This is a genomic window from Kitasatospora sp. NPDC042419 (assembly GCF_056437345.1).
The window spans coordinates 81,140-102,210 of sequence record NZ_JBWKAW010000033.1; the positions used below are offsets into that span (position 1 = coordinate 81,140).

The 21,071-nt window shown below is 74.7% G+C and carries 14 protein-coding genes; 4 read left to right on the forward strand and 10 right to left on the reverse strand.

What is annotated here, in order from left to right; translation table 11 throughout:
- Positions 1-21: 21 nt before the first annotated feature.
- The 3 genes from AC067J_RS37615 to AC067J_RS37625 form a co-directional block, all read right to left on the reverse strand.
- The gene (locus AC067J_RS37615) at positions 22-3,396 is read right to left on the reverse strand and encodes an error-prone DNA polymerase (RefSeq protein ID WP_478307118.1); all 3,375 of its coding nucleotides are present in this window, start codon (positions 3,394-3,396) and stop codon (positions 22-24) included.
- 168 nt (positions 3,397-3,564) lie between these two features.
- Complete coding sequence (locus tag AC067J_RS37620) at positions 3,565-5,721, reverse strand: DNA polymerase Y family protein (RefSeq protein WP_478307119.1); 2,157 nt, start codon at positions 5,719-5,721, stop codon at positions 3,565-3,567.
- Position 5,722: 1 nt separating this feature from the next.
- The gene (locus AC067J_RS37625; protein ID WP_478307121.1) at positions 5,723-6,553 is read right to left on the reverse strand and encodes a hypothetical protein; all 831 of its coding nucleotides are present in this window, start codon (positions 6,551-6,553) and stop codon (positions 5,723-5,725) included.
- Between the two features lie 399 nt (positions 6,554-6,952).
- Here AC067J_RS37625 and AC067J_RS37630 point away from each other — a divergent pair, with 399 nt between their 5' ends.
- A complete protein-coding gene (locus tag AC067J_RS37630) occupies positions 6,953-7,198 on the forward strand; it encodes a hypothetical protein (protein WP_478307123.1) in 246 nt (81 codons plus the stop codon).
- 246 nt (positions 7,199-7,444) lie between these two features.
- Here the strand turns inward: AC067J_RS37630 and AC067J_RS37635 are convergent, their stop codons facing one another.
- Positions 7,445-8,251 carry a class I SAM-dependent methyltransferase gene (locus tag AC067J_RS37635; RefSeq protein WP_478307163.1) on the reverse strand — a complete coding sequence of 269 codons (807 nt, stop codon included), beginning with the start codon at positions 8,249-8,251 and terminating at the stop codon, positions 7,445-7,447.
- A gap of 449 nt (positions 8,252-8,700) precedes the next feature.
- On the opposite strand from AC067J_RS37635, the gene AC067J_RS37640 reads away from it, so the two are divergent.
- Complete coding sequence (locus tag AC067J_RS37640; protein ID WP_478307124.1) at positions 8,701-9,309, forward strand: DinB family protein; 609 nt, start codon at positions 8,701-8,703, stop codon at positions 9,307-9,309.
- A gap of 103 nt (positions 9,310-9,412) precedes the next feature.
- On the opposite strand, the gene AC067J_RS37645 is transcribed toward AC067J_RS37640, so the two are convergent.
- The 6 genes from AC067J_RS37645 to AC067J_RS37670 form a co-directional block, all read right to left on the reverse strand.
- Positions 9,413-10,285, reverse strand: coding sequence for a class I SAM-dependent methyltransferase (locus tag AC067J_RS37645; RefSeq protein WP_478307126.1), 873 nt, complete (start codon positions 10,283-10,285; stop codon positions 9,413-9,415).
- Positions 10,282-11,571: an RNA polymerase sigma factor gene (locus AC067J_RS37650; RefSeq protein ID WP_478307165.1), complete on the reverse strand. Its 1,290-nt coding sequence runs from the start codon at positions 11,569-11,571 to the stop codon at positions 10,282-10,284. The genes AC067J_RS37645 and AC067J_RS37650 overlap by 4 nt, the downstream gene beginning before the upstream one ends.
- 131 nt (positions 11,572-11,702) lie before the next feature.
- Entirely contained in the window at positions 11,703-12,095 is a 393-nt protein-coding gene (locus AC067J_RS37655) for a YciI family protein (protein WP_478307167.1), read from the reverse strand.
- Between the two features lie 366 nt (positions 12,096-12,461).
- A complete protein-coding gene (locus AC067J_RS37660; RefSeq protein WP_478307128.1) occupies positions 12,462-14,111 on the reverse strand; it encodes a trypsin-like serine protease in 1,650 nt (549 codons plus the stop codon).
- A gap of 166 nt (positions 14,112-14,277) precedes the next feature.
- A complete protein-coding gene (locus tag AC067J_RS37665; protein WP_478307130.1) occupies positions 14,278-15,924 on the reverse strand; it encodes a trypsin-like serine protease in 1,647 nt (548 codons plus the stop codon).
- A gap of 77 nt (positions 15,925-16,001) precedes the next feature.
- Positions 16,002-16,490 (reverse strand): hypothetical protein, encoded by a 489-nt coding sequence (locus tag AC067J_RS37670; RefSeq protein ID WP_478307132.1) that lies wholly within the window; start codon positions 16,488-16,490, stop codon positions 16,002-16,004.
- Positions 16,491-16,958: 468 nt separating this feature from the next.
- Between AC067J_RS37670 and AC067J_RS37675 the strand changes: the two genes are divergently transcribed.
- Both AC067J_RS37675 and AC067J_RS37680 read left to right on the forward strand, forming a co-directional pair.
- Positions 16,959-20,501, forward strand: a complete 3,543-nt coding sequence (locus tag AC067J_RS37675) for an ALF repeat-containing protein (protein WP_478307134.1) — start codon at positions 16,959-16,961, stop codon at positions 20,499-20,501.
- On the forward strand, positions 20,498-21,028 hold the full coding sequence (locus AC067J_RS37680; RefSeq protein ID WP_478307136.1) for a hypothetical protein: 531 nt from the start codon (positions 20,498-20,500) through the stop codon (positions 21,026-21,028). Before AC067J_RS37675 ends, AC067J_RS37680 begins: the two co-directional genes overlap by 4 nt.
- The last annotated feature ends 43 nt before the right edge of the window (positions 21,029-21,071 follow it).

Sequence of the window (21,071 nt, forward strand, 5' to 3'; positions counted from 1 at the left end):
GCCGACTCGGATCCGGCCGGCTCAGATGCCGATCCGCAGCGGCGTGAGCCGGGTGGCGATCAGATTGGTGGCGCCCCGGTCGCGTTCGATGTGCCCGTGGACGAGCAGTCCGGCCCGGTCGAGGGCGGTGCGGCGCTGGGACTCCCAGACCGGGCGGCTGCAGATCACGTTGATCAGCCCGGTCTCGTCCTCCAGGCTGAGGAAGAGCACGCCGCCCGCCGTCGGCGGCCGCTGCCGGTGGGTGACCAGCCCGCCGACCACCACCGCCGATCCCGGTACCACGTCCGGGAGTTGGGCAGCGGTGAGGGCGCCGCCGCGCTCCAGGTGGTCGCGCAGGTGCTGCAGCGGATGGCTGGTCGCGGAGGTGCCGGTCGCCCAGAGGTCGGCGATGGTCTCCTCGATCGGGGTCATCCCGGGCAGCGGCGGGGCCTCCGTGCCGGGCGTCGTCCCCGGGATGAGATCCGCCGTCACTCCCGCGAACGCGCCCGCCGCCCACAGCGCCTGACGTCTGTTCAGTCCGAAGCAGCCGAACGCGCCGGCCGAGGCGAGCGCCTCCAGGGCCGGCGCGGGCAGGCCCGTCCGGCGGGCGAAGTCCTCCAGGTCCGCGTACGGCTGCCCGGCCGCGATCGCCTCGGCCTGCGCGGTGCCGATGCCGCGCACGGTGTCCAGGCCAAGCCGGATCGCGGGCTGCGGCTTGCCCGCGGTGAGCGGCGGTGCGGGCGTCGGCCCCCGGTACGGCTCCAGGGTGGGCCGGGACCCGCTGGCGTTGACGTCCACCCCGCGCACCCGGACGCCGTGCCGCCGGACGTCGGCGATCAGGCTGAGCGGCGAGTAGAAGCCCATCGGCTGGTTGGCCAGCAACGCGCAGGTGAAGGCCGCCGGGTAGTGGTACTTGAGCCAGGCGCTGGCGTACACCAGGTAGGCGAAGCTGATCGCGTGGCTCTCCGGGAAGCCGTAGTTGGAGAAGGCCTCGATCTTGGTGTAGACGTCCTCGGCGACCTCCTCCGGGATGCCGCGTTCGGCCATCCCGCCCAGCAGCCGCTCGCGCAGCCGGGCGACCCGCTCGTGCGAGCGCTTGGCCCCCATCGCCTGCCGGAGGCGGTCCGCCTCGGCGGGAGTGAACCCGGCGCAGTCGATGGCCAGTTGCATCATCTGCTCCTGGAACAGCGGCACTCCGAGGGTCTTTCCGAGGGCGTTCTCCATCAGCGGGTGCGGGCAGCCGGCCGGCTCCGCCCCGGCACGCCGGCGCAGGTACGGGTGGACGGACCCGCCCTGGATCGGGCCGGGGCGGATCAGCGCCACCTCGACCACCAGGTCGTAGAAGTGGTCCGGCTTGAGCCGCGGCAGGGTGGCCATCTGGGCGCGCGACTCGACCTGGAAGACGCCCACCGTGTCGGCCCGCCGCAGCATCGCGTACACGCCCGGGTCGTCGTCCGGGATCGTCGCCAGGTCGTAGCGCCGGCCGTGGTGCCGCTCGACCAGGTCGCAGGTGTCGTGCAGGGCGGCGAGCATGCCGAGGCCGAGCAGGTCGATCTTCACCAGACCGGCGCCGGCCACCGATTCCTTGTCCCACTGCAGCACGGACCGCCCCGGCATCCGGGCCCACTCGGTCGGGCAGATCTCCGCGATCGGCTCCCGGGTGAGCACCATGCCGCCCGAGTGGATGCCCAGGTGCCGTGGCAGGCCGTGGAGTTGTCCGGCGAGGGAGAGCACGTCGGCGGGCACGACGGCCTCCGCGCCGGGCGGGGAACGGAAGTCGGCCTGCCGGCTGAACGCGTCCACCTGCCCCTGCGGGTAGCCGAGCACCCGGGCGGCGTCGCGCAGCGCCAGCCGGGGCCGGTAGGTGATCACGTTGGCGACCTGGGCAGCGTGCTCGCGCCCGTAGCGGCGGTAGACGTACTGGATGACCTCCTCGCGGCGGCGGTTCTCGATGTCCAGGTCGATGTCGGGCGGCCCGTCGCGGGCGGTGGAGAGGAAGCGCTCGAAGAGCAGCCGGTAGTGGACCGGGTCGACGGCGGTGATCCCGAGCGCGTAGCAGACCGCCGAGTTGGCCGCCGAACCGCGCCCCTGGCACCAGATCCCCTCCCGGCGGCAGAAGTCGACGATGTCGTGGACGATCAGGAAGTACCCGGCCAGGTCGAGGTCCTCGATGACGTCCAGCTCGCGGGCGAGCTGGCGCCGGGCCGGGCCGTTGCCGGGCCCGAAGCGGGCCGGCCCGCCCTCGGCGACCAGCGCGCGCAGATGGCCGATCTCGGTACGGCCGGCCGGGACGGGGTAGCCGGGCAGCTCCGGGTCCAGCCGGGCGAAGTCGAAGGCGCAGGCACGGGCCAGGTCCACGGTCGCCTCCCGCACACCGGGGAAGCGGGCCAGCCGGGCCGCCATCTCCCGGCCGGAGCGCAGGTGGGCGGTGCCGGCGGCCTGCGTCCAGCCCGCCGCCTCCGGGAGTGTCCGGCGGTCGTGCAACGCGGCGAGGCTCTGGGCGAGCCGCCCCTGGGCCGGGCCGGCGTGGTGGGCGTTGGTGGAGGCGACGGCCGCCAGGCCCGTCCGGGCGGCGAGGGCGGCGAGGGCGTCGTTGCGCAGGTCGTCACCGGGAAGCCACTGGTCGATCAGTTCGACGTGGACGTTGTCGCGGCCGAACGCCTCGGTGAGGGTGAGGAGTCGGCGCTCGGCCTCTGCGGCGTCCGCGACGACGGAGGCGCCGGGGAGACCGGACGGGCCGGAGGTGCCGGACAGGCCGGGGAGGCCGGGGAGGCCGGCGGGACGTCCGGCAGGGGCCCCGGCGGGGGCGGCCGCCGCGAGGGCGGCGGGGACGCGGCCGAGCCGGCAGCCGGTGAGCACCGCCCAGTGGCCGCCGTGCGCGTCGGCCAGGGCCGCGAAGTCGTAGACCGGCTTCCCCTTGGCCCCGCCCGCCAGCTGGGCCGCGCCGATGACGGCGGAGAGGCGGCGGTAGCCCTCCGGGTCGCGGGCCAGGACGAGGAGGTGCTCGACCCCGTCCCGCTCGTGACGGATCGTCAGTTCGGCTCCGAAGACCGTGGCCACACCGGCCTCGCGGGCCGCCTCGGCGAAGCGGACCGCGCCGTAGAGGCCGTCGTGGTCGGTGAGCGCGAGCGCCTCGACACCCAGCCGGGCGGCCTCGGCGACCAGCGCCTCGGGGTCGCTGGCGCCGTCGAGGAAGCTGAAGGCGGAGTGGACGTGCAGTTCGGCCCAGGCGGGAGCGGGGGCCGGATCGGCGGTGCCGGACGGTCCGGCCGGAACAGCGGGCGACTCGGCCGGCTCCCGGCCCCCCGGGTCGCGGCGCAGCGGGACGACGTCGCCACCCGCCGGGCCCGGCCGGCCACCGGCCAGGCGTCGGTGCAGCTCGCTCCAGGGGAGGGTGGGGTGACTGGTGAATCCCATCGGGGACGGCGCCTTCGGTCTCTCGTGTTCCTGCCCCCCTTGGTTCTGCTTCCCTTGGCCCTTCTGCCTTTGGCCTTGCTCCCTTCGTCCTGCTCCCCCCTTGGCCCCGCTCCCCCTTGGCTCCGCTCCCTTTGGCCGTTCGCATCGGGCCGCCGGAGCGCCCGGCCGTCAGTCGTAGCCGGCCTCCACGAACCAGGCGCCCCCTTCCACCGTGAGCAGCAGCGCCCGGCCGCCCGCCACCGTGACCTGGAAACGGGCCCGGCGGCGGGCGCGCGCCTGGTCCCACCAGTACTCGACCACCGGCCAGGGCCCGGTCCAGCCGTCCACCGTCAGCTGCCGCCCGCGCACCGCGACGGTGGCCGGCCGGGACGACACCCCCGCCCGGCCGTCCACCGTCACCGGCCGCCCGTCGGCGTCGAGCACCGCCGCCGGCACCGGGCTGCGGTGCACCACGGACGGCCAGACGTCCCGCAGCCTCCCCGGCCAGGGCGCGTCGGCGGGCGCCGCCGGGTCGTAGGGCTCGCCCCACGGCACCCGGACCGCCTGTTCGTCCGGGCCGCGCCCGCCGGCCGGTTCGATCCGGCGCAGCCCGGCATGCCCGAGCACCGCCTGGACCCGGGCCACCGCGCGTTCGACCCGGTCGTCCGCCACCGCCTGTCCCCAGAGGGCGAGTTGGCGGCCCTGGTCGGGGGTGAGGTCGTCGGGGACGAGGCGCAGCGCGGTGAAGCCTCCCGCGCCGGGGCCGTCGGGGGCGTGGGGGGCGTCGGGGGCGTGGGGGTCGTGGGTACCGGCGGCGGGTGCGGCTTCGAACGTGCCCGCGCTCTGCCAGGCCTGGAGCTGCCAGCGGACCCGTTCGGCGAGCGCCGTCGCCGAGAGCCTGCCCTCGTGCCGCCAGAGCCGCGCCACGGTGCGGCCGTCGGCGCACTCCACCTCGACGGCGACCCGCTGGCAGGTCAGCCCCGCCCCGGCGAGCTGCTGGTGCAGCCGCTCGGCCAGCATCCGGGCGACGAACACCAGTGGCTCGGCGAGCGGCTCGGGCGGGTCGAAGCGCTGCTCGACCGAGAGGTCCGGTCCGCCGGTACGCGGTGCCAGCGGGCGCGGCTGCAGCCCGCGGGCCAGCCGGTGGGCAGTCGTACCGGCCGGGCCGAAGCGGTCCGCCACCGCCTCGGCGGGCAGCGCGGCGAACGCCCCGACCGTGGGCAGTCCCAGCCGGTCCAGCAGTTCCGCCAGTACCTCGTCACCGAGCGCGGCCACCGGGTAGGGCGCGAGGAACTCCGCCGTCCGCCCGGCCGGCACCAGTACCCCGGCGCGGGCGGCGAGCACGGCGGCGAACAGGCCGTCGGCCACGCCGACCTGCCCGCGCGGGGCGGGGACGGGGGCGGGAGCCGGGGCAGGGGCCGCGGGGGACTCCGCCTGAAGGCGCTCCGGGCGGGCCTCCGGGCGCACCGGGTCCGAACCCGTGGGCTCAGGGTCCGTGGACTCAAGGGGCACGGGCTCGGGGCGCGCGGGCTCAGGGCGCGCGGAGTCCGGGCGGGCGGCCTCCGGCGGGTAGGCGGCCGGGCGGGCGAAGCCGCCGCGGGCGCCGTCCCGGGCGGCGGGCGCCGCGTCGAACAGCTCGTCCACCCCGGCGGTCCGGCGCCGGGACGCGGTCCGGCCGGCGTCCGCCGGGTGCAGCGGGACGACCTCGGCCACCGGAGCGGCCGCCGAAGCGGGCGCCGGATCACCGGAACCCGCCCGGGGGCCCGCCCCGGGGCGGGCAGCGGCCGACTCGGCGTCCGCCGGGTGCACCTGGCCGCCGGACGACGCCGCCCGGGCCGTCGCCGCCAGGACGGCCGTCACCGCGCCCTGGACCTTCGCCGCCAGCGCCTCCTCCCCGCCGAAGTACCGGCCCGGCCCCTTCACCGGGATCGCGCACAGCCCCGGCCGCAGCACCTCCACCCGCGGGGTGAACGCCTCCACCGCCGCGACCACCGGTTCGAACCGCCGGGCCTCCGCCTCCGGGTCGCGGTCGCGCAGCTCCAGCGCGGGGCAGAGCCGCTGGGCCAGCTTGAGCCGCTGCCCCTGCCGCACCCCGGCCGCCCGGGCCGCCGCCGAGCACGCCAGCACCCGGCCGCCCTCGACCACGGCCACCGGGGTGCCCCCGTCGCCACCCGCCGCCGGGCCGGCGTTCACGTTCGCGCCGCCGTTCCCGTTCGCGCCGCCGCCCGTCGCCGCACCGGTGTCCCCTGGGCGTTCGACGGCCACCACGGGCCAGTCCGGGCACCAGACCACCAGGATCCGCGGGGTGCCGGCCCCGCTCGCCCCGACCGCTCCGCTGTCGGTCATCTCACACCACCGCCATGCGGTCGAGGCCCGCCCCGGTCCCCGACGCCACGTCCTCCCCCGCCACGTCCTCCCCCGTCCCGGCCGGCACGATCCCGCCCACGACGGCACCGCCCACCCCGGCCCCGGCCGGCACGACCCCGCCGGCCGTCTCCTCGACGGCCCGCACCGCGCCGTGCGCGTCCGGCAGCCAGAGCCGGGCGGTGAGCCCGCGCACCGCCGAGCCGCGCCCCTCCGCCACCACCTCCACCTGCCGTCCGGTGAGCTGCCCGTGCCCGTCCCCCAGCCCGAACCACCGCCCGGACCGCACGCCGAGCCGCAGCCCGGCCCCCGGCCAGGGCCCGGCCACCAGCAGCACGCAGCCGCTGCGCCGCAGCACGGCCGCCAGGCGGGCGGCCAGGTTCGGCGGGACCGGGCCGTCCGGGCGCAGCATGATCAGTTCGACCGCCCCGGCCAGTACCGACACCACCTCGGCCCAGTGCGGCCCGGGGTCGTCCGCCACGAGGAGTCTCCGCAGGTCGAGCCCGTACCCGGCGGCCGCGGCCAGCCCGAGGTCCGGCAGCCCGACCGCCGCCGCCCACCCGCCGTCCGTCTCCCGCACCCCGGCGGCCAGCGCCAGCAGCAGCCCTGCGTCCCCGCCCGCCACCGACACCGCCGTTCCCCGCCGCAGTCCGCCCTCCGGCAGCACGCCCCGCAGTGCCGGCACCACCGGCAGCAGTGCCCGTCCGGTGGCGGCCGCCGCCCCGACGCCCTCCCGCGGCGCAGCCGCAGGCGCCACCGGTCGGAGCGGCTTCCGCTCGGCGGTGGATTCGAAAACAGATTCGATAACGGGCACACCCCCAGGATCGAACATTCGTTCGCAAAGATTCAAGTCCGATTAACCCACCCCACCCGTCACGCTCCGTGTCTCGTCTCAGCGAAGACTGCCCGTTCTCACTGGATCTTGGTCGCCGGCAGGTTCGTCCCACCGAAGATCGAGCGACTGGCCGCCAAGGGGCGAGGGTGGCGGTGGGGAAGCTCGCGGGAGCGCATGGGGATCCGGCTCCCACCGCGTTTGAGCTGGTGTTTTACGAGGACGAACTGCTCGTCCGGCGGTCGTTGGGCGCCGGGTGGAACTGCGCGTTCGAGCGAGTGACGCCGGTGCGTCCGTTCCGCCGGTCGAAGGGCGGGGAGAGCTTCGCGGGCTGGAGGACAGGGCTGCTCCCGCGACTCGGCGATCCACTACGTCATCGCGATGGCCGACGAGCACATGCGGGCGTTCCTGGACCTGCAACAGGGCGTCGCAGGGTTCTGCGACCGGCCGGGCCTGTCCGGCAGCGATCGCGAAGCGGTGCACCGTCACCTCGACAACGCCCGCGACATGATCGCCGGCAACTACTACGTACACGCCTCCATAGGGCGATACAGCCCGGCCGGCGCCGCCCGGCTCGGCCCCGACACACCCGGCCTTCTCGGCCAGGACGGCATCACACCCTCATGACCGGCCCCGACCAGCCCGCACCCCTGAAGCTGATCTTCGGCGAACAGCCAGTGACGGAAGGGCTGCGCTCCAGCCGCAGGTGACAAGTGCGAGCAGACGGTGACAACCATCGCGCTTCATCCCGCAGCTTCACCCAGGTCGTTCGGCGCACCCGGTGACAGGTACCGCGCTTCGGCACGCTCTGTCCCGTCCCGCTGAAGGCCGGCCAGTCTCATCGGACTTTGACGGTCCGGCCGGGGTGGCAATTCAGCGTGCGGTGACCCAGTACGCTGCGAGCGGGCGGTTGCCGTGCGGTGCGGCGACGGCCCGCAGGACGTCGCGCTGGCTGAGGACGAGTTGTCGTACCGGTTCGGACAACGTGGCCAACCGTTCCCCTCCGGTGATCAAGTCCAGACAGGCGGTGATCTCCCAGTCCGCGTCCTGGAGTCCGTCGGTGTCGACCGGCCCGTCGCCGTCCGCTGTCCAGCCCGCCTCGGGCAGGAGCCGCAGCAGCGCCTCGCGGGAGAACGACGTGCGGATGTTGCCCTCGCCGTGTGAGCCTGCAGCCTCGATCTGGCCCTGGATCAACACTGCGAGCAGGTGCGCCAACTGGTCGCCGGAGGAGGGCGTCAGGTCCCACTCGGTGAACCACAGCCGCCGCGCCCAGGGCCGCACCCGGGCCAGCGTGTCACGCAGCTGCCCGAGCGAGGCGAAGTACCAGGAACAGTGGGCGAGCACGACGTGGTCGAAGGCGTCGGAGGGGAAGTCGACCGACGGGTCGCGGACATCCGTGCTCAAGCGAAAGCCAATGCGCGGCCCGAGCGGGCTCGCCGCGAGCCGGGCCGCCGACTCCCCGAGCGTGACCGGTGCCCCGTAGGCCGGACCGGCGACATCGACGGCCACCACGTGTCCCTCGGGTCCGACGGCCTCCGCGAGGACGGCGGTCATGTCGCCCTGCCCGCAACCCAGTTCGAGGACGGTGGATCCGGGCCCGATGTCCCAGCTCTCCACGAGTGAAGCGCGGTGGCGTGTCTGTACCAGCTGGGCGTCCGGGCTGTGGTCGGCAGCGGCCATGGCCTTCACGAGCAACGGAATCCTGGTGTGGAGATCGACGTGCTTCACACGATCCTCAGTGGTGTTCGGCGAACCGGTAGGACGAGGGTACGAGACGCCCCTCGGCGGCGCCTGCGATTTCTCGCCCGAGTCCTGCGCACGACAACAGCAGGTCGGACCGGACTTCAGTGAGAATCGGTCCGCCTTCGGTGAAACGGGGCATCCGTGACGGCCTTGCCCGGCGAAGGCCGCACGTTTCCACCGCGGCGGGCTCGGCTTCTCGGCTTCTCGGCTTCTCGGCTTCTCGGCTTCGCGGCTTCGCGGCGGACATCGTCCACAGCGTCGAACGCCCCTGGCCGGAGGTCCGGCCCGGGCTTCCGGCGAGGCCGTCAGCGCCGCGGCCGGAAGGCCGAAGTCCGGTGCCGGGAAAAGGTGGTGAACAAAGGTCTCGGGAGCACCAGACTTCCCCCATGACGCGAACGGATCACTTCAAGAAGGACCTCCGGACCTATCTGCAGGACGCCCGGGACGCCCTGCTGTGGAAACTCGAAGGATTGTCGGAGTACGACGTCCGCCGGCCGCTGACCCCGACCGGGACCAACCTGCTGGGCCTGGTCAAGCACGTGACCGCGGCGGAGGCGCTGTACTTCGGGGAGACCTTCGGTCGGCCGTTCGAGGCACCGCGCCCCTGGATCACGGGTGACGCCGAGCCCAACTCCGACTTCTGGGCGACCCCGGAGGAGAGCCGGGAGCACATCGTCGAGCTGTACCGCGCGGCCTGCGCCCATGCCGACGGGACGATCGAGTCGCTGGCACTGGACGCGGTCGGACGGGTGCCCTGGGGGAACCGGAGCGAGGTGACGCTCCACCACAGCCTGGTCCACATGACCGCCGAGACCCAGCGGCACGCCGGGCACGCCGACGTCGTCCGGGAACTCGTCGACGGGGCCACCGGCCAGCGGCGGGAGAGCCCCAACACCGCGCCCGGCGACGAGGCGTGGTGGGCGGAGCACCGGGACCGGGTGGAGCGCGCCGCCCGGGAGGCCGGGAAGGCCCGGGCGGGCGGGGTCGAGGCGTAGCGGCGGACGAGGACGGCGCCCGAGGACGACACCCGAGGGCGCCGCCTAGCCACCGACACCCCGTCACCGGCACCCCGCCGCCCGCCCGGTGGTACCCCGGCGGCTACGCCCTCCCGGTGAGGACGGAGACCCGGACCTGCTCCCGGTAGCCGTGCCCGCCGGGCTCGGGCAGTGCGGCGCGCAGCCGGGCGGCGAAGGCGGGGCGGTCGGCCGGGGCGGGCAACTCGGGGGCGGGGATGGCGGAGTAGACGGTGCCGAGGAGTCGGTCCGGGGTCAGCGTGTCCTCGTAGTCGAGGACGTTCTCGTCCACGTCCGCGAACCCGGCGGCGGCCAGCGCGCGGGCGTACCGGTCGCGTTCGGCGGCGGCGGTGCCGCAGGAGGCGGTGAGCGGACGGCCGAAGTGCTCCTCCAGGGCGGCCCGCAGGGCGCGTGACCAGTCGGTGTCCTGGGCCCAGACGGGGGTGCCGTTGGCGATCACCGCGACGCCGCCGCCCGGGCGGGTGAGCGGGTGGAGGGTGCGGAACAGCTCCTCGGGGCGCATCCAGTGGATGGCGTTGCCGATCACGGTCACGCCGAGCGGGCGGTGGCCGGGCAGCAGGGCGGCCAGGGCCGGGACGTCGGCGTCGGTGCCGAGCAGCCAGAGCGCGTTGTGCACGCCGTCGCGTTCGGCGGCGGCCCTGGCCCGGCGGAGCATGTCCGGCTCGGGGTCCATGCCGATGACGGTGCGGACGTGGGCGGCGAGCGGGAGGGCGAGTTGGCCGGTGCCGCAGCCGAGGTCGAGCGCGAGGTCGCCGATGGCGGGGTGGGCGTCCAGGGCGAAGGCGGTACGCAGCGCGTCGAGGACGGGCGGCGGGTAACCGCGGCGGTGGTCGGCGTAGTAGTCGGCCACGTCTCCGGAGAAGTCGGGGCGCGCGGGCGCGGGAGTCACGGTGTCGGGGCGCACGGAGGCGGCCCCGGCGGCGGCGGGCGTCGTCATGGTCCGCAGCCTGCCCCGCCTCGGAGCGCTTCAGGCGGCTGATCGCTGTCGGCGGACGCGTCCCCGCCCCGGGCCGCCAGTCGGGCGGCGCGCAGGCTGAGGTGGTGGCGTTCCGGGAGGCTCGCGGTGCGGCGGGCGGCGGTGCGGTAGTCGGCGACGGCGGCCTCCCGCTCCCCCGCCAGCTCGTGCAGGTGGGCCCGGACCGCGTACAGCCGGTGGTGGTCGGCGAGTGCGGGCGGCACCTCGGCGAGCAGGGCGAGGCCGGCGGCCGGGCCGTCCACCATGGCGGTGGCGACCGCCCGGTTCAGGGTGATCAGCGGATTGTCGGAGATCCGGGCCAGCACCCCGTACAGGGCGAGGATCTGCGGCCAGTCGGTCCCGGCGGCGGTCGGCGCCTCGTCGTGGACGGCCGCGATCGCCGCCTGCACCTGGTACGGGCCGACCGGGCCGCGCGGCAGGGCGGCGGTGACCAGGGCGACGCCCTCGGCGATCGCGGCGGCGTCCCAGCGGGTGCGGTCCTGTTCGGCGAGCGGGACGAGCTCGCCGTCCGGGCCGGTGCGGGCCGGGCCGCGGGCCTCGGTGAGCAGCATCAGCGCGAGCAGTCCGGCCACCTCCGCGTCGTCCGGGAGCAGCGCGTGGACGGCCCGGGTGAGGCGGATCGCCTCCCGGGACAGTTCGACGCGCCGCAGCTCGGGGCCGGTGCTGCTGGCGTAGCCCTCGTTGAAGACCAGGTAGAGCACGTGCAGCACCGCGTCCAGCCGGACCGCCCACCCGGCGGTGCCCGGCCGCGGCATCCGGAACGGCACGCCGGAGGACTTGATCCGCTGCTTGGCCCGGCTGATCCGCTGGCCCATGGTCGCCTCGGGGACGAGGAAGGCGCGGGCGATCTCGCCGGTCGTCAGCCCGCCGACCGAGCGGAGGGTGAGCGCGATCGCCGAGGCGGGCGAGAGGGCGGGGTGGCAGCAGAGGAAGAGCAGGGTGAGCGTGTCGTCCCGGGCCGCGTCGTCCCCGGCGTCGGCCGGGGGTGCGGCCTGCCGGTCGGCCGGGACCTGCCCGGCCACCAGGTCCTCGCGCCGGCGGCGGGCCTGTTCGCTGCGGACCTGCTCGGTCATCCGGCGGCCGGCGACCTGGATCAGCCAGCCGCGCGGGTTGCGCGGCACGCCTTCGGCCGGCCACTGGGTGGCGGCGTCCAGCAGGGCCTCCTGGACGGCGTCCTCGGCGGTGGCGAAGTCGCCGTGGCGGCGGGTGAGCACGCCGACGACCTGCGGCGCGAGGGTGCGCAGCAGGTCGTCGACGGCCGGTTCGGGAGCGGCGGCCGGTTCGGGAGCGGCGGCCGGTCCGGGAGCAGCGGCCGCTGTGGGAGCAGCGCCCGGTCCGGGGGCCGGCGGTTCGGGGACGGCGGCCGGTCCGGGTGTGCTCACTGCTCGGTCGGCGGGGCCGACATGACCTGGCGCACCTCGATCGGCATGTTCAGCGGCGCGCCGCCCGGGCCGGGAGCGGCGGAGACGGCGGCCGCGATCTCGACGGCCCGGCCCTCGGTGTCGCAGTCCACGATCCACCAGCCGGCCACCCACTCCTTGCTCTCGGGGAACGGGCCCTCGGTGACCACCGGGGCGCCTCCGCTGTGCGAGCGGACGATCCGGGCGGTCTCCGGCATGGCCAGGCCCTGGGCGTCGACCAGTTCGCCGGCCTCGGCGAGCTTCACGTTGGTGTCCCGCATGAACCGGATGTGCGCCTGGATCTCCTCGGGCTTCCACTCGTCGATCTTCGGGAAGTCGGCGGTCTTCTCGCTGAACTGCATCAGCAGCATGTACTTCACGGTCCCGCTCCTCGTTCGTCGTGCCCGCCCCGGTCGGAGGGGCTCTCACGGGTAGGTAGAAGCACGCCGCGCGATTTCGACATCCCCGGCGGGAATCCCCGGAAGAAGTTAGCCGGAACCTTCGCCGCCCCGGGCGCAGCGACACCCGCCCACCGCGGACGGACCCGAAGAGCCCGGCCGGGCCGGGACGTCAGGCGGGCCGCAGCGGAGCGGCGGAGGCGGAGACGGAGGCGGAGGCCGCGGCGGTCGCCGGGTGGGCGGGCCGGTGACCCGTCGGCCCGGTTCCCTCCCGGCGGCCGGAAGCGAGCGTGCGGCCGAGGCCCGGAAGGGGTCTCGGCCGCACCGCCGGGACGGGGGTCAGCCGGTGGTGGTGGCGGTGATGGCCTTGGCCCCGGCGGCGCCGCCGGGGACCTCGCCCCAGCCGGTCCAGCGGCCGGCGTTGTAGTCGGCGTCGATGCCGTAGACCTTGGAGTCGTCCTTGTTGACGGCGTAGACGTGCACGACGTTGTTGAAGGTGGTGCTGGTGATCGCCGTCAGCCGGTTGTCGCTGATCTTGGTCCACTGCGGGTCCCAGAAGCCGGTGTCGAAGTGGCCGCTGGTGCTGTAGAAGGCGTCGGTGCCGGCGATCGCCAGGTCGATGGTGGTGCCGTGGGTGCTGGCGGAGATGGCCTTCACGCCGGGCAGGCTGCCGGGCAGCTCGACCCAGCCGTCACCCCAGTTGCCGGCGGTGTAGTCGGCGGTGCGGGTGTAGACCTTGTCGTCCTCGTTGATGGCGAAGACATGGGTGGCGTTGTCGAAGTACGCGCTGGTGACGGCCTTCAGGTGGTTGTCACCGATCTTGTCCCAGACGGGCCGCCACAGGCCGGTGTTGTAGTCGCCGGTGTTGGCGTAGAGGGAGCCGTCGCTGCCGACGATCTCCACGTCGACGAGGTTGGTGGTGCCGCGGACGGTGGCGGTGATGTCCTTGGCGCCGACCGCTCCGCCGGGCACCTCGCTCCAGCCGCCCCAGCGGCCGCCGACCTTGCCGTCCCGGCCGTAGACACGGCCGTTGTCGAGGACGGCGTACATGTGGACGGTGTCGCCGATGGCGACGCTGTCGACCTTCACCAGGTGCTGGTCGCCCATCGGGGTCCAGGCACGCTTCCAGGTGGGCACGGTGTAGTCGGCCACCGCGTCGTACTGCGTGTCGTCGGAGCCGACGATCTGCACGTGGGTGCCGGCCTGGACGTCCGCCGTCCGCAGCCGCAGGCCCTTGATCCACGCGCCGAGGTCGTCGACGCGGCTGTTGACGGCGCCGGTGCGGGTCTCGGTGGCGGGCACGCCCAGGCAGCCGCCCTGCCAGGAACGCGACGCGACGGCGACCAGTTCGGCCGTGCCGTTGGTCTCCCGGACCACCGGCGCACCGGTGTCGCCCTTGCACACGGCCGCGCCGCCGGTACCGGTGGTGTCGATCGCCGTCGAACCCACCGCACCGAGGGTGAACACACCCGAGTGAAGACGGTTCGGGATCCAGTCGGCCTTGGTCCGGCCGTAAGCGGGCACCCGCAGGCTCTGGCCCGCGACCGGAGCGGACGCGGCCACCCCGACCGGGACGACACCGTCGACGGGCGTGGCCAGACGGGCCATCACCAGATCGCGCTCGGGGCGCACGACCAGCTCGGCGATCTCGCTGGTCCCACCGGTACCGCCGGTCAGGTCGGTGCGGCCGACGGTGACGGTGGTGCGCCACTTCGGCGCGCCGGCGGCGAGCGCGGCCGGCTGGGCCGGGTCGTCGGCGAAGCAGGACGCCGCCGTGATCACCCAACTGCGGTCGACGAGAGCGCCGGTGCAGGCACGGAAGTTGTCACCGATCGCGAGCCGCGCCGTGTACGCGTACGAGCCGTCGGCGGCCGGATCACCGGCGACGGCGACGGCGGACGGGGTGGAGAAGGTGGAGAGCGCGCCGGCCGCGAGCGCCGTCGCGAGCAGGCTCGTGCGCAGCGTTCGGGGCTGGGTCTTCGAATGCATCTGATCTTCCTCGGAGTTCGGACGGAAGGTGGTCGGACCAGGGCGTCGCACGAAGGCGTCGGACGAAGGCGCGGCCTCCGGGCGACCGGCGGCCGCGCCTGCTACGTGCTGACTGCCGTCTGCGGACTGCGGACTGCGGACTGCGGACTGCGGACTGCCGTCCGGCCTACAGCGTCCCGGTGAGGGCGGTGCCGACGTGGCTGCCGGCCAGGCCCTGGACGGGGACGGGCTGCAGGGCGGCCCAGCCTCCGTCGGCGAGGCGCGCGGTGGTCAGGACGCGGTTGTCGGCGGTGTCGAACGCGAAGCGGACGTCCGAGTCGACGACCGCGGCGCTGACCCCGGTGACGGTGACCTGGCCGAGGACGCCGCTCAGGGAGTGGAAGGGCTGCCAGGTCCCGTCGGCGAAGCGGACGGTGTGCTGGACCCCGGCGCCGTTGTCCGTGACCACGGTGAGGTTCATGTCGTCGCCCTGGCGGGCCATGGCCAGGGAGGTGACGGGACCGGTGGCCCCGGCGGCGTCGGCGACCCGGCCCCAGGAGCTCCACTCGTGGGTGGCACCGGAGCGGGCGGTGTGGTGGACCTCTCCGTTCGCGACGACGGCGACCTGCAGGTCGGGGCCGGATCCGGCGGCCGCGACGGCGGTGACGCCGCCGAGGTTCCCCGCGGCGGAGAAGACGGCGCCGAAACCGCTCCAGTTGCCGTCGGCGTAGCGGACGGTGTGGAAGACCTGCCCCCCGGCCAGGACGACGACCTGCAGGTCGGCACCGGTGGAGGTGACGGAGACCTGCGTGATCCCGCTGAGGTCGCCGGCGACGGTGGCGAGGTCGCCGAAGTGGGACCAGGAGCCGTCCGCCCCGCGGACGGTGTGGTGCAGGTGGCCGTCGCCGCCGAGGGCGACGACGTGGGTGGCGCCGTCGATGCCGGCCGCGCTCACGGCCTGCACTCCGCCGATGCTGCCGGCCCGGGCCTGGACGTCCTCGAAGGGTGTCCAGCTGCCGTCGTAGAGGCGGGAGGCCTGGAAGAGACCCGTGCCGCCCTTGACCAGGGCCTGGGTCTTCCAGCCGAACGCGGTGGCGCGCACCTGCTGGACCCAGCCGGCCAGGTCGTCGACGCGGCTGTTGACGGCGCCGGTGCGGGTCTCGGTGGCGGGCACACCCAGGCAGCCGCCCTGCCAGGAACGCGACGCGACGGCGACCAGTTCGGCCGTGCCGTTGGTCTCCCGGACCACCGGCGCACCGGTGTCGCCCTTGCAGACCGCCGCGCCGCCGGTACCGGTGGTGTCGATCGCCGTCGAACCCACCGCACCGAGGGTGAACACACCCGAGTGAAGACGGTTCGGGATCCAGTCGGCCTTGGTCCGGCCGTAAGCGGGCACCCGCAGGCTCTGGCCCGCGACCGGAGCGGACGCGGCCACCCCGACCGGGACCACACCGTCGACGGGCGTGGCCAGACGGGCCATCACCAGGTCACGGTCCTGCCGGGGAACCAGCGCGGCGACCTCGACCTGCTGGCCGGTACCGCCGGTCAGGTCGGTGCGGCCGACGGTGACGGTGGTGCGCCACTTCGGCGCGCCGGCGGCGAGCGCGGCCGGCTGGGCCGGGTCGTCGGCGAAGCAGGACGCCGCCGTGATCACCCAACTGCGGTCGACGAGAGCGCCGGTGCAGGCACGGAAGTTGTCACCGATCGCGATCCGCGCCGTGTACGCGTACGAGCCGTCGGCGGCCGGATCACCGGCCACCGCGCCGGCGGGGGTGGACGTGGTGTTGACGAGCACCCCGACGGTCGCCGCGGTCAGTGCACCGGCGATGCGCAAGGTGCGTGAACGTACGGGGGTCATGGTCTCCTGGCCCGTCCGGTGGAATGTGGCTGCGTGGTCTGCCGAGCGGTGCTTCACCGGGTGAAGGACAGTTCGACCAGGGTGTGGTCACGGTGCTGCGGGTCGGTGATCTCACCGACCGGGGTGGTGGCGTTCTTCCGGATCTTCACCGAACTCTCCGTCCCGTCGACCGTCAGTCGGGCGGTGGCGTCGGTGTCGTTCCCGGTGATGGCGTAGACGTTGGCCAGCTCCATGGTGAGGAAGCCGCTGCTGCCGATGGTCCGGAAGCAGAACTTCTTCTGGAATCGAGCTTCGACCACGATCAGGCCGCTCGGCCCGCAGTCGGTGAGCACTATGCGCCCGTCGCCCTGCTTGAGAAGAATCCCCCGCTCCGCGAGGAGATGCTCGGAGCCGGGGTGGACGTAGTCCTCGACGGCGACCGGCGGCGCGTCCGAGGCGGCCTGGGAGCCGGTGGCGCCGGCGGCGAAGACCGCGCCGGTACCGGCCAGGAGCGCGGCGGTGGCGACGACCGACGCGGAGATCAGCCGAAATGAGACCTTCATTGGGATTCAACCCTTCATCCGAGAGTGAACAGATGGCAAAGAACTGCCCGAACGGCCGGACTGCGCCTGCGCCGCGGTCGGCTGCATGCCTCCCGACCTGCCGGTCCGGGCCGACCGGTCACATTGATACCACCTGACCGGGGGCATTTTCGAGAAAATTACCGGGGAAGTTACGGCGCCTGCCGGAGCCGTCCGAATACATACCTTTTGGACGCACTTGGCACTTTAATCGACCTTCAAAGCGGACATTTCACAAAGCGAGATCCGGCCATCCCCAATGGCTCAAAAGCGTTTCCCTTCTTCTGTATATTCGACGACCGTGCGACCACGCACAGGGTGATTCCAGATGCCCGGAAACCGGGCGCCAATCGGGCGCCGGCCGACCATTGAGGTGAAATGGGACACGGGAAGAACAGGTGGAGGTGGGCGCCGGACCGCACAGCGGTCGCGCGCGCCACTGCGGTGGGGGTGACCGTGCTCGCGCTCTGCGTGGGAACGGTGGGCGCCTCGCCGGCCGCGGACGGCGGGACGTCCACGGGGACCGCGCCGATCAGCGACCGCGGCCGGGTCCTCGCCGCATGGCTGGACGGCGGCCGCTCGACTAGGACCGCCGCGGAGAAGGCACTGCTCGGTACGGACGCGGAAGTCCGCGCCTTCCTCGCCGGGCCGCAGCAGGCGGCCGCCGCGGAGGACGACCGGGTCACCGCACTCGCCCTCCTCGGCGAGGGCGGCAAGTCGGTCCGCCAGGCGGTGGACCAGGGACTGGCCGGCACCCCCGAGGCGCTGCACACCGTCCTCACCGGCGGGCTCAAGCCGGCCTGGGAGGAGGACCTGCGCGTCTCCGTGCTGACCGTGGTCAGCCTGTCCGACCGCAGCGTGCGGTACGCGGGCGAGCAGGCACTGAAGACCGGCACCAGCGAGGCGCTGCTGAAGTTCCTGAGCGAGGGCCGGGAGGCGGCGCAGGCCGAGGACGACCGGATCGCCACCATGGGCCTGCTGGGCTCCGGCGGACCGCAGGTCCAACTGGCGGCGGAGGAGGCGCTCAAGGGCACGCCCGCCGACGTCGCGGAGTTCCTGCGCAACGGCCAGCACCTGGCCCGGGCGAGGGACCAGGAGCGCATGACGGTCGCCCAGCTCGCCGCCGAGGCCAAGGCCGCCACCGCCAGGGCCAAGGAGGAGACCGCGGCGGCGAAGTCCGCCGCGGAGCGGGCCGTCGAGGCGACGTCCAAGGCCAAGGAGGCCGCGGAGCGCGCCGAGCGGGAGACCGCGGCCGCGCAGAACTCGTCGACGGTGGCGGCCAGTGCGGCCGGGAAGGCGGCCGACGCCGCCGAGCGCGCGGCGGAGGCGGCCAGGACCGCCGTCGACGCGTCGAGCGCCGCGCGGTCCGCGGCCCGGGCCGCGGCCAACGCCGCCGCCGCGGCGTCCTCCGCCGCCTCGGCGGCCGGACAGGCCGCGGCACGCGCGTACCGGAAGGCCAGTGCCGCCGGGGCCAACCGGGCGGAGGCCTCGGCTGCCCGCCAGGCCGCCCAGGAGGCGCGGGACGCGGTCGTGAGCGCCAACCTGGCGGCCGCCGCCATCGAACCGCTCGCGCAGACGGTGTCCGACGCCGCCAGTGCCGCGCGGTCCGCCGCCCGCGCGGGCGCCAACGCCGCCGCGGCCGCCGGCGCCGCCGCCCAGGCGGGCGGGTACGCGCAGGCCGCCGGCGTCCAGGGCCAGCGGGCCAAGCAGGCCGCGGCCAACGCCGACGCCGCCGCGCAGGCCGCGACCGCCGCGGCCAACGCCGCCGAGTCGCTCGCCAACCAGGTCGCCACGGCCGCCGCCGAGGCCCGGAAGGCGGCCACCGACGCCGCCACGCACGCCACCGCCGCGGCCGCCGCCGCCGACGAGGCCGCGAACCACGCCGGCGAGGCGGGGAACCAGGCCGACCAGGCCACCGCCCACGCCGACGCCGCCGCGCAGGCCGCCGACGTCGCGACCAAGGCCGTCGACTCCGCCGCCAAGGTCGAGCAGACCGCCCGGGCGATCGAGGCCAGCCAGTTGGAGACCGACAAGGCGGACGCCCTCAAGGCCGCCGGGACTGCCCGCGAGCAGTACGAGAAGGAGCAGGCCGCCCAGACCGACGCGCGCACCGAGGAGGCGCGTGCGGACGCCGAGACCAAGCGCCTGCTCGACGAGGCGGTCAAGCCCGCCACCAGCCCCGGCGACGCCGCGGCCCTGGGCCGCAGGGCCGCGCTGCGGCTCGCCGAGAACGGCGGCTCGTGGACCCAGGAGTCGGCCCGGGCGGCACTGTCCGGCACCGACGAGGACGTCCGCGCCTGGCTCCGGTCCGGACGCAGGCTCGCGACCGAGCAGGACGACCGCGCGAAGGTCGCCTACGTGGCGCGGGACGGCCAGCGGCCGGAACTGCGGGCCGCGGCGACGACCGCGCTGAACGGGAACGCCCAGGCCGTCGAGGCCTTCCTGACCCAGGGGCAGGACGCGGTGCAGGAGGACGACTTCCGGGTCCGGATCCTCACCGTCATGAACGGATCGGGCCGTTCGGTGAACGCGGCCGGCCAGCTCGCCCTCGACGCCCGCACCCCCCAGGCGTACCGCAAGTTCCTGGAGGTCGACCAGCACAAGGCGCGGGCCGAGGACGACCGGATCATCGCGCTGACCCTGCTGGAGTCCGGCGGGCCCCGGCTCAAGGCCGCGGCCGAGGTCGCCCTCGCCGGGCCGCCGACCGTGCTGCGCGCCTTCGTCACCACCACCCAGTTCCGGGCGTTCAAGTCCGACACCGACACCGTGGTCCACGTCGCCGACATCCAGCGGATCATCGCCGACGCCGCCGCCGACGCCGCGACGGCCCGGCAGTACGCCGCCGAGGCCGGCGAGGTAGCGGCGTACGCCCGCGACCAAGCGGCCGAGGCCGGCCGGTACGCCGACCAGGCCCGGGTCGCCTCCGGCCAGGCCCAGGGCTACGCGGGCCAGGCCCGCGAGTCGTCCCGGCAGGCGGACGAGTCCGCCCAGCGGGCGGCGGCCTCGGCCGCGCAGGCCAAGGAGGCCGCGAAGACCGCCCAGGCCGATGCCCGGACGGCGGCGAAGTCCGCGTCCGAGGCGACCACTTCGGCGAGCCGCGCGACGACGCACGCACGGTCCGCGTACGCGTCGGCGGCCTCGGCCGCCGCGTCGGCCGTCGCGGCGGGCAAGGACGCGGCGGCCGCCGCCGCGGCCAGGAGCGAGGCCGAGGCGGTCCAGGCGGCCCGGATCATCGAGGAGCAGCGCGCCGCCGCCGCCGCGGCAGCCGCCGCCGCTGCCGCCGCCCAGCAGCCGGCCCCCGTGCCGCCTCAGAACCCGAGCCTCATCCCGCTCCAGGGCGGCGGCAAGGACGCTCCGTTCAGCGACCAGGGCGACCGGAACCTCCACCCGCCCTACAACAACCCCGGCTTCTTCGAGAAGATGTCCAACTCCGTGAGGATGGGGCTGACCCAGGTCGAGATCACGGGGGCGAAGGGCACCTTCTGCGGCATCGGGCTCAAGCTGAGCTGCCCGCTGTTCAACCACTGGGACGACGGCTCCGGCAAGCCCTACGTGCTCAACGAGACGCAGATGAAGGACGTCTACGGCGACACCGCGCTGCAGGCGGAGCTGAACCGCGAGGCGATGCGCTACGCCCAGTCCGCGGCGGAGAAGTGCGGCGGGCCCGCCGGGACCACCTGCCGCGTCAGCCTCGACAGCAAGTGGATGGGCTTCACGTTCAACCAGAAGAACTCGGACAAGTTCTTCGCGTTCCGGGGCATCGACTACCGGATCACCGCGGACAACCTGACCGCGACGGTGGGTTCGGACGGCTCGGTCCGGCTCGCCGGCGACTACGATTTCGAGATCAGCAAGGCCTACAACTTCGACCGGGGCGAGAGCATCGCGGGCATCAGCTTCGACCTCCTCGCCGAGGCACCCAGTTGGGGCATGGCCCGGGACTACACCGTCACCGGCAAGACACGCGGCTCCCTGGGGGTCAGCAACAAGTGAGGACGACACGACGCGCGTTCGCGGTGGCGGCCGTGTCCGCGCTGGCCGCCGGGCTACTCGGCGGCTGCACGACGGCCGAGCGGGACCCCCGGGCCTACCCGGGCAGTCCGGGCGGCCAGAAGCTGGAGAACGTGCTGGAAGCGTTCGCGCTCCGGCTGCCGGACTGCCAGGTCGACGAGCTCGGGTTCGCGGGCTCGGCGAAGCGGGGGGAGGAGCGCCTCGGGCTGAGCTTCCGGGCGCCGAAGGACTGTGTCCAGGGCTTCCTGGCGGCGCACGGGACGAACACCTCGCGCCCGCTCCACTGGACACCCGGGCGGGAGAAGGAGAACAACGACGCCGGTCTCCCCCCGATCCTCAAGTCGCGCTCCGACAAGCTGGGCTGGAAGTTCGACCCGGCGGTGACGTACGAGCTGTACGTCAGCGCCACGACGCCCAGCGGGAGCCGCTTCACCGTTGTCGTCGATCCGAACGGCCCGACCGAGCGGGTCTTCATGGACTCCGTGGAGTTGGGCCGCAAGAGAGGCTGACCACCACCGCCCCGAGGCCCGCCGCCGGTCACCACCGGCGGCG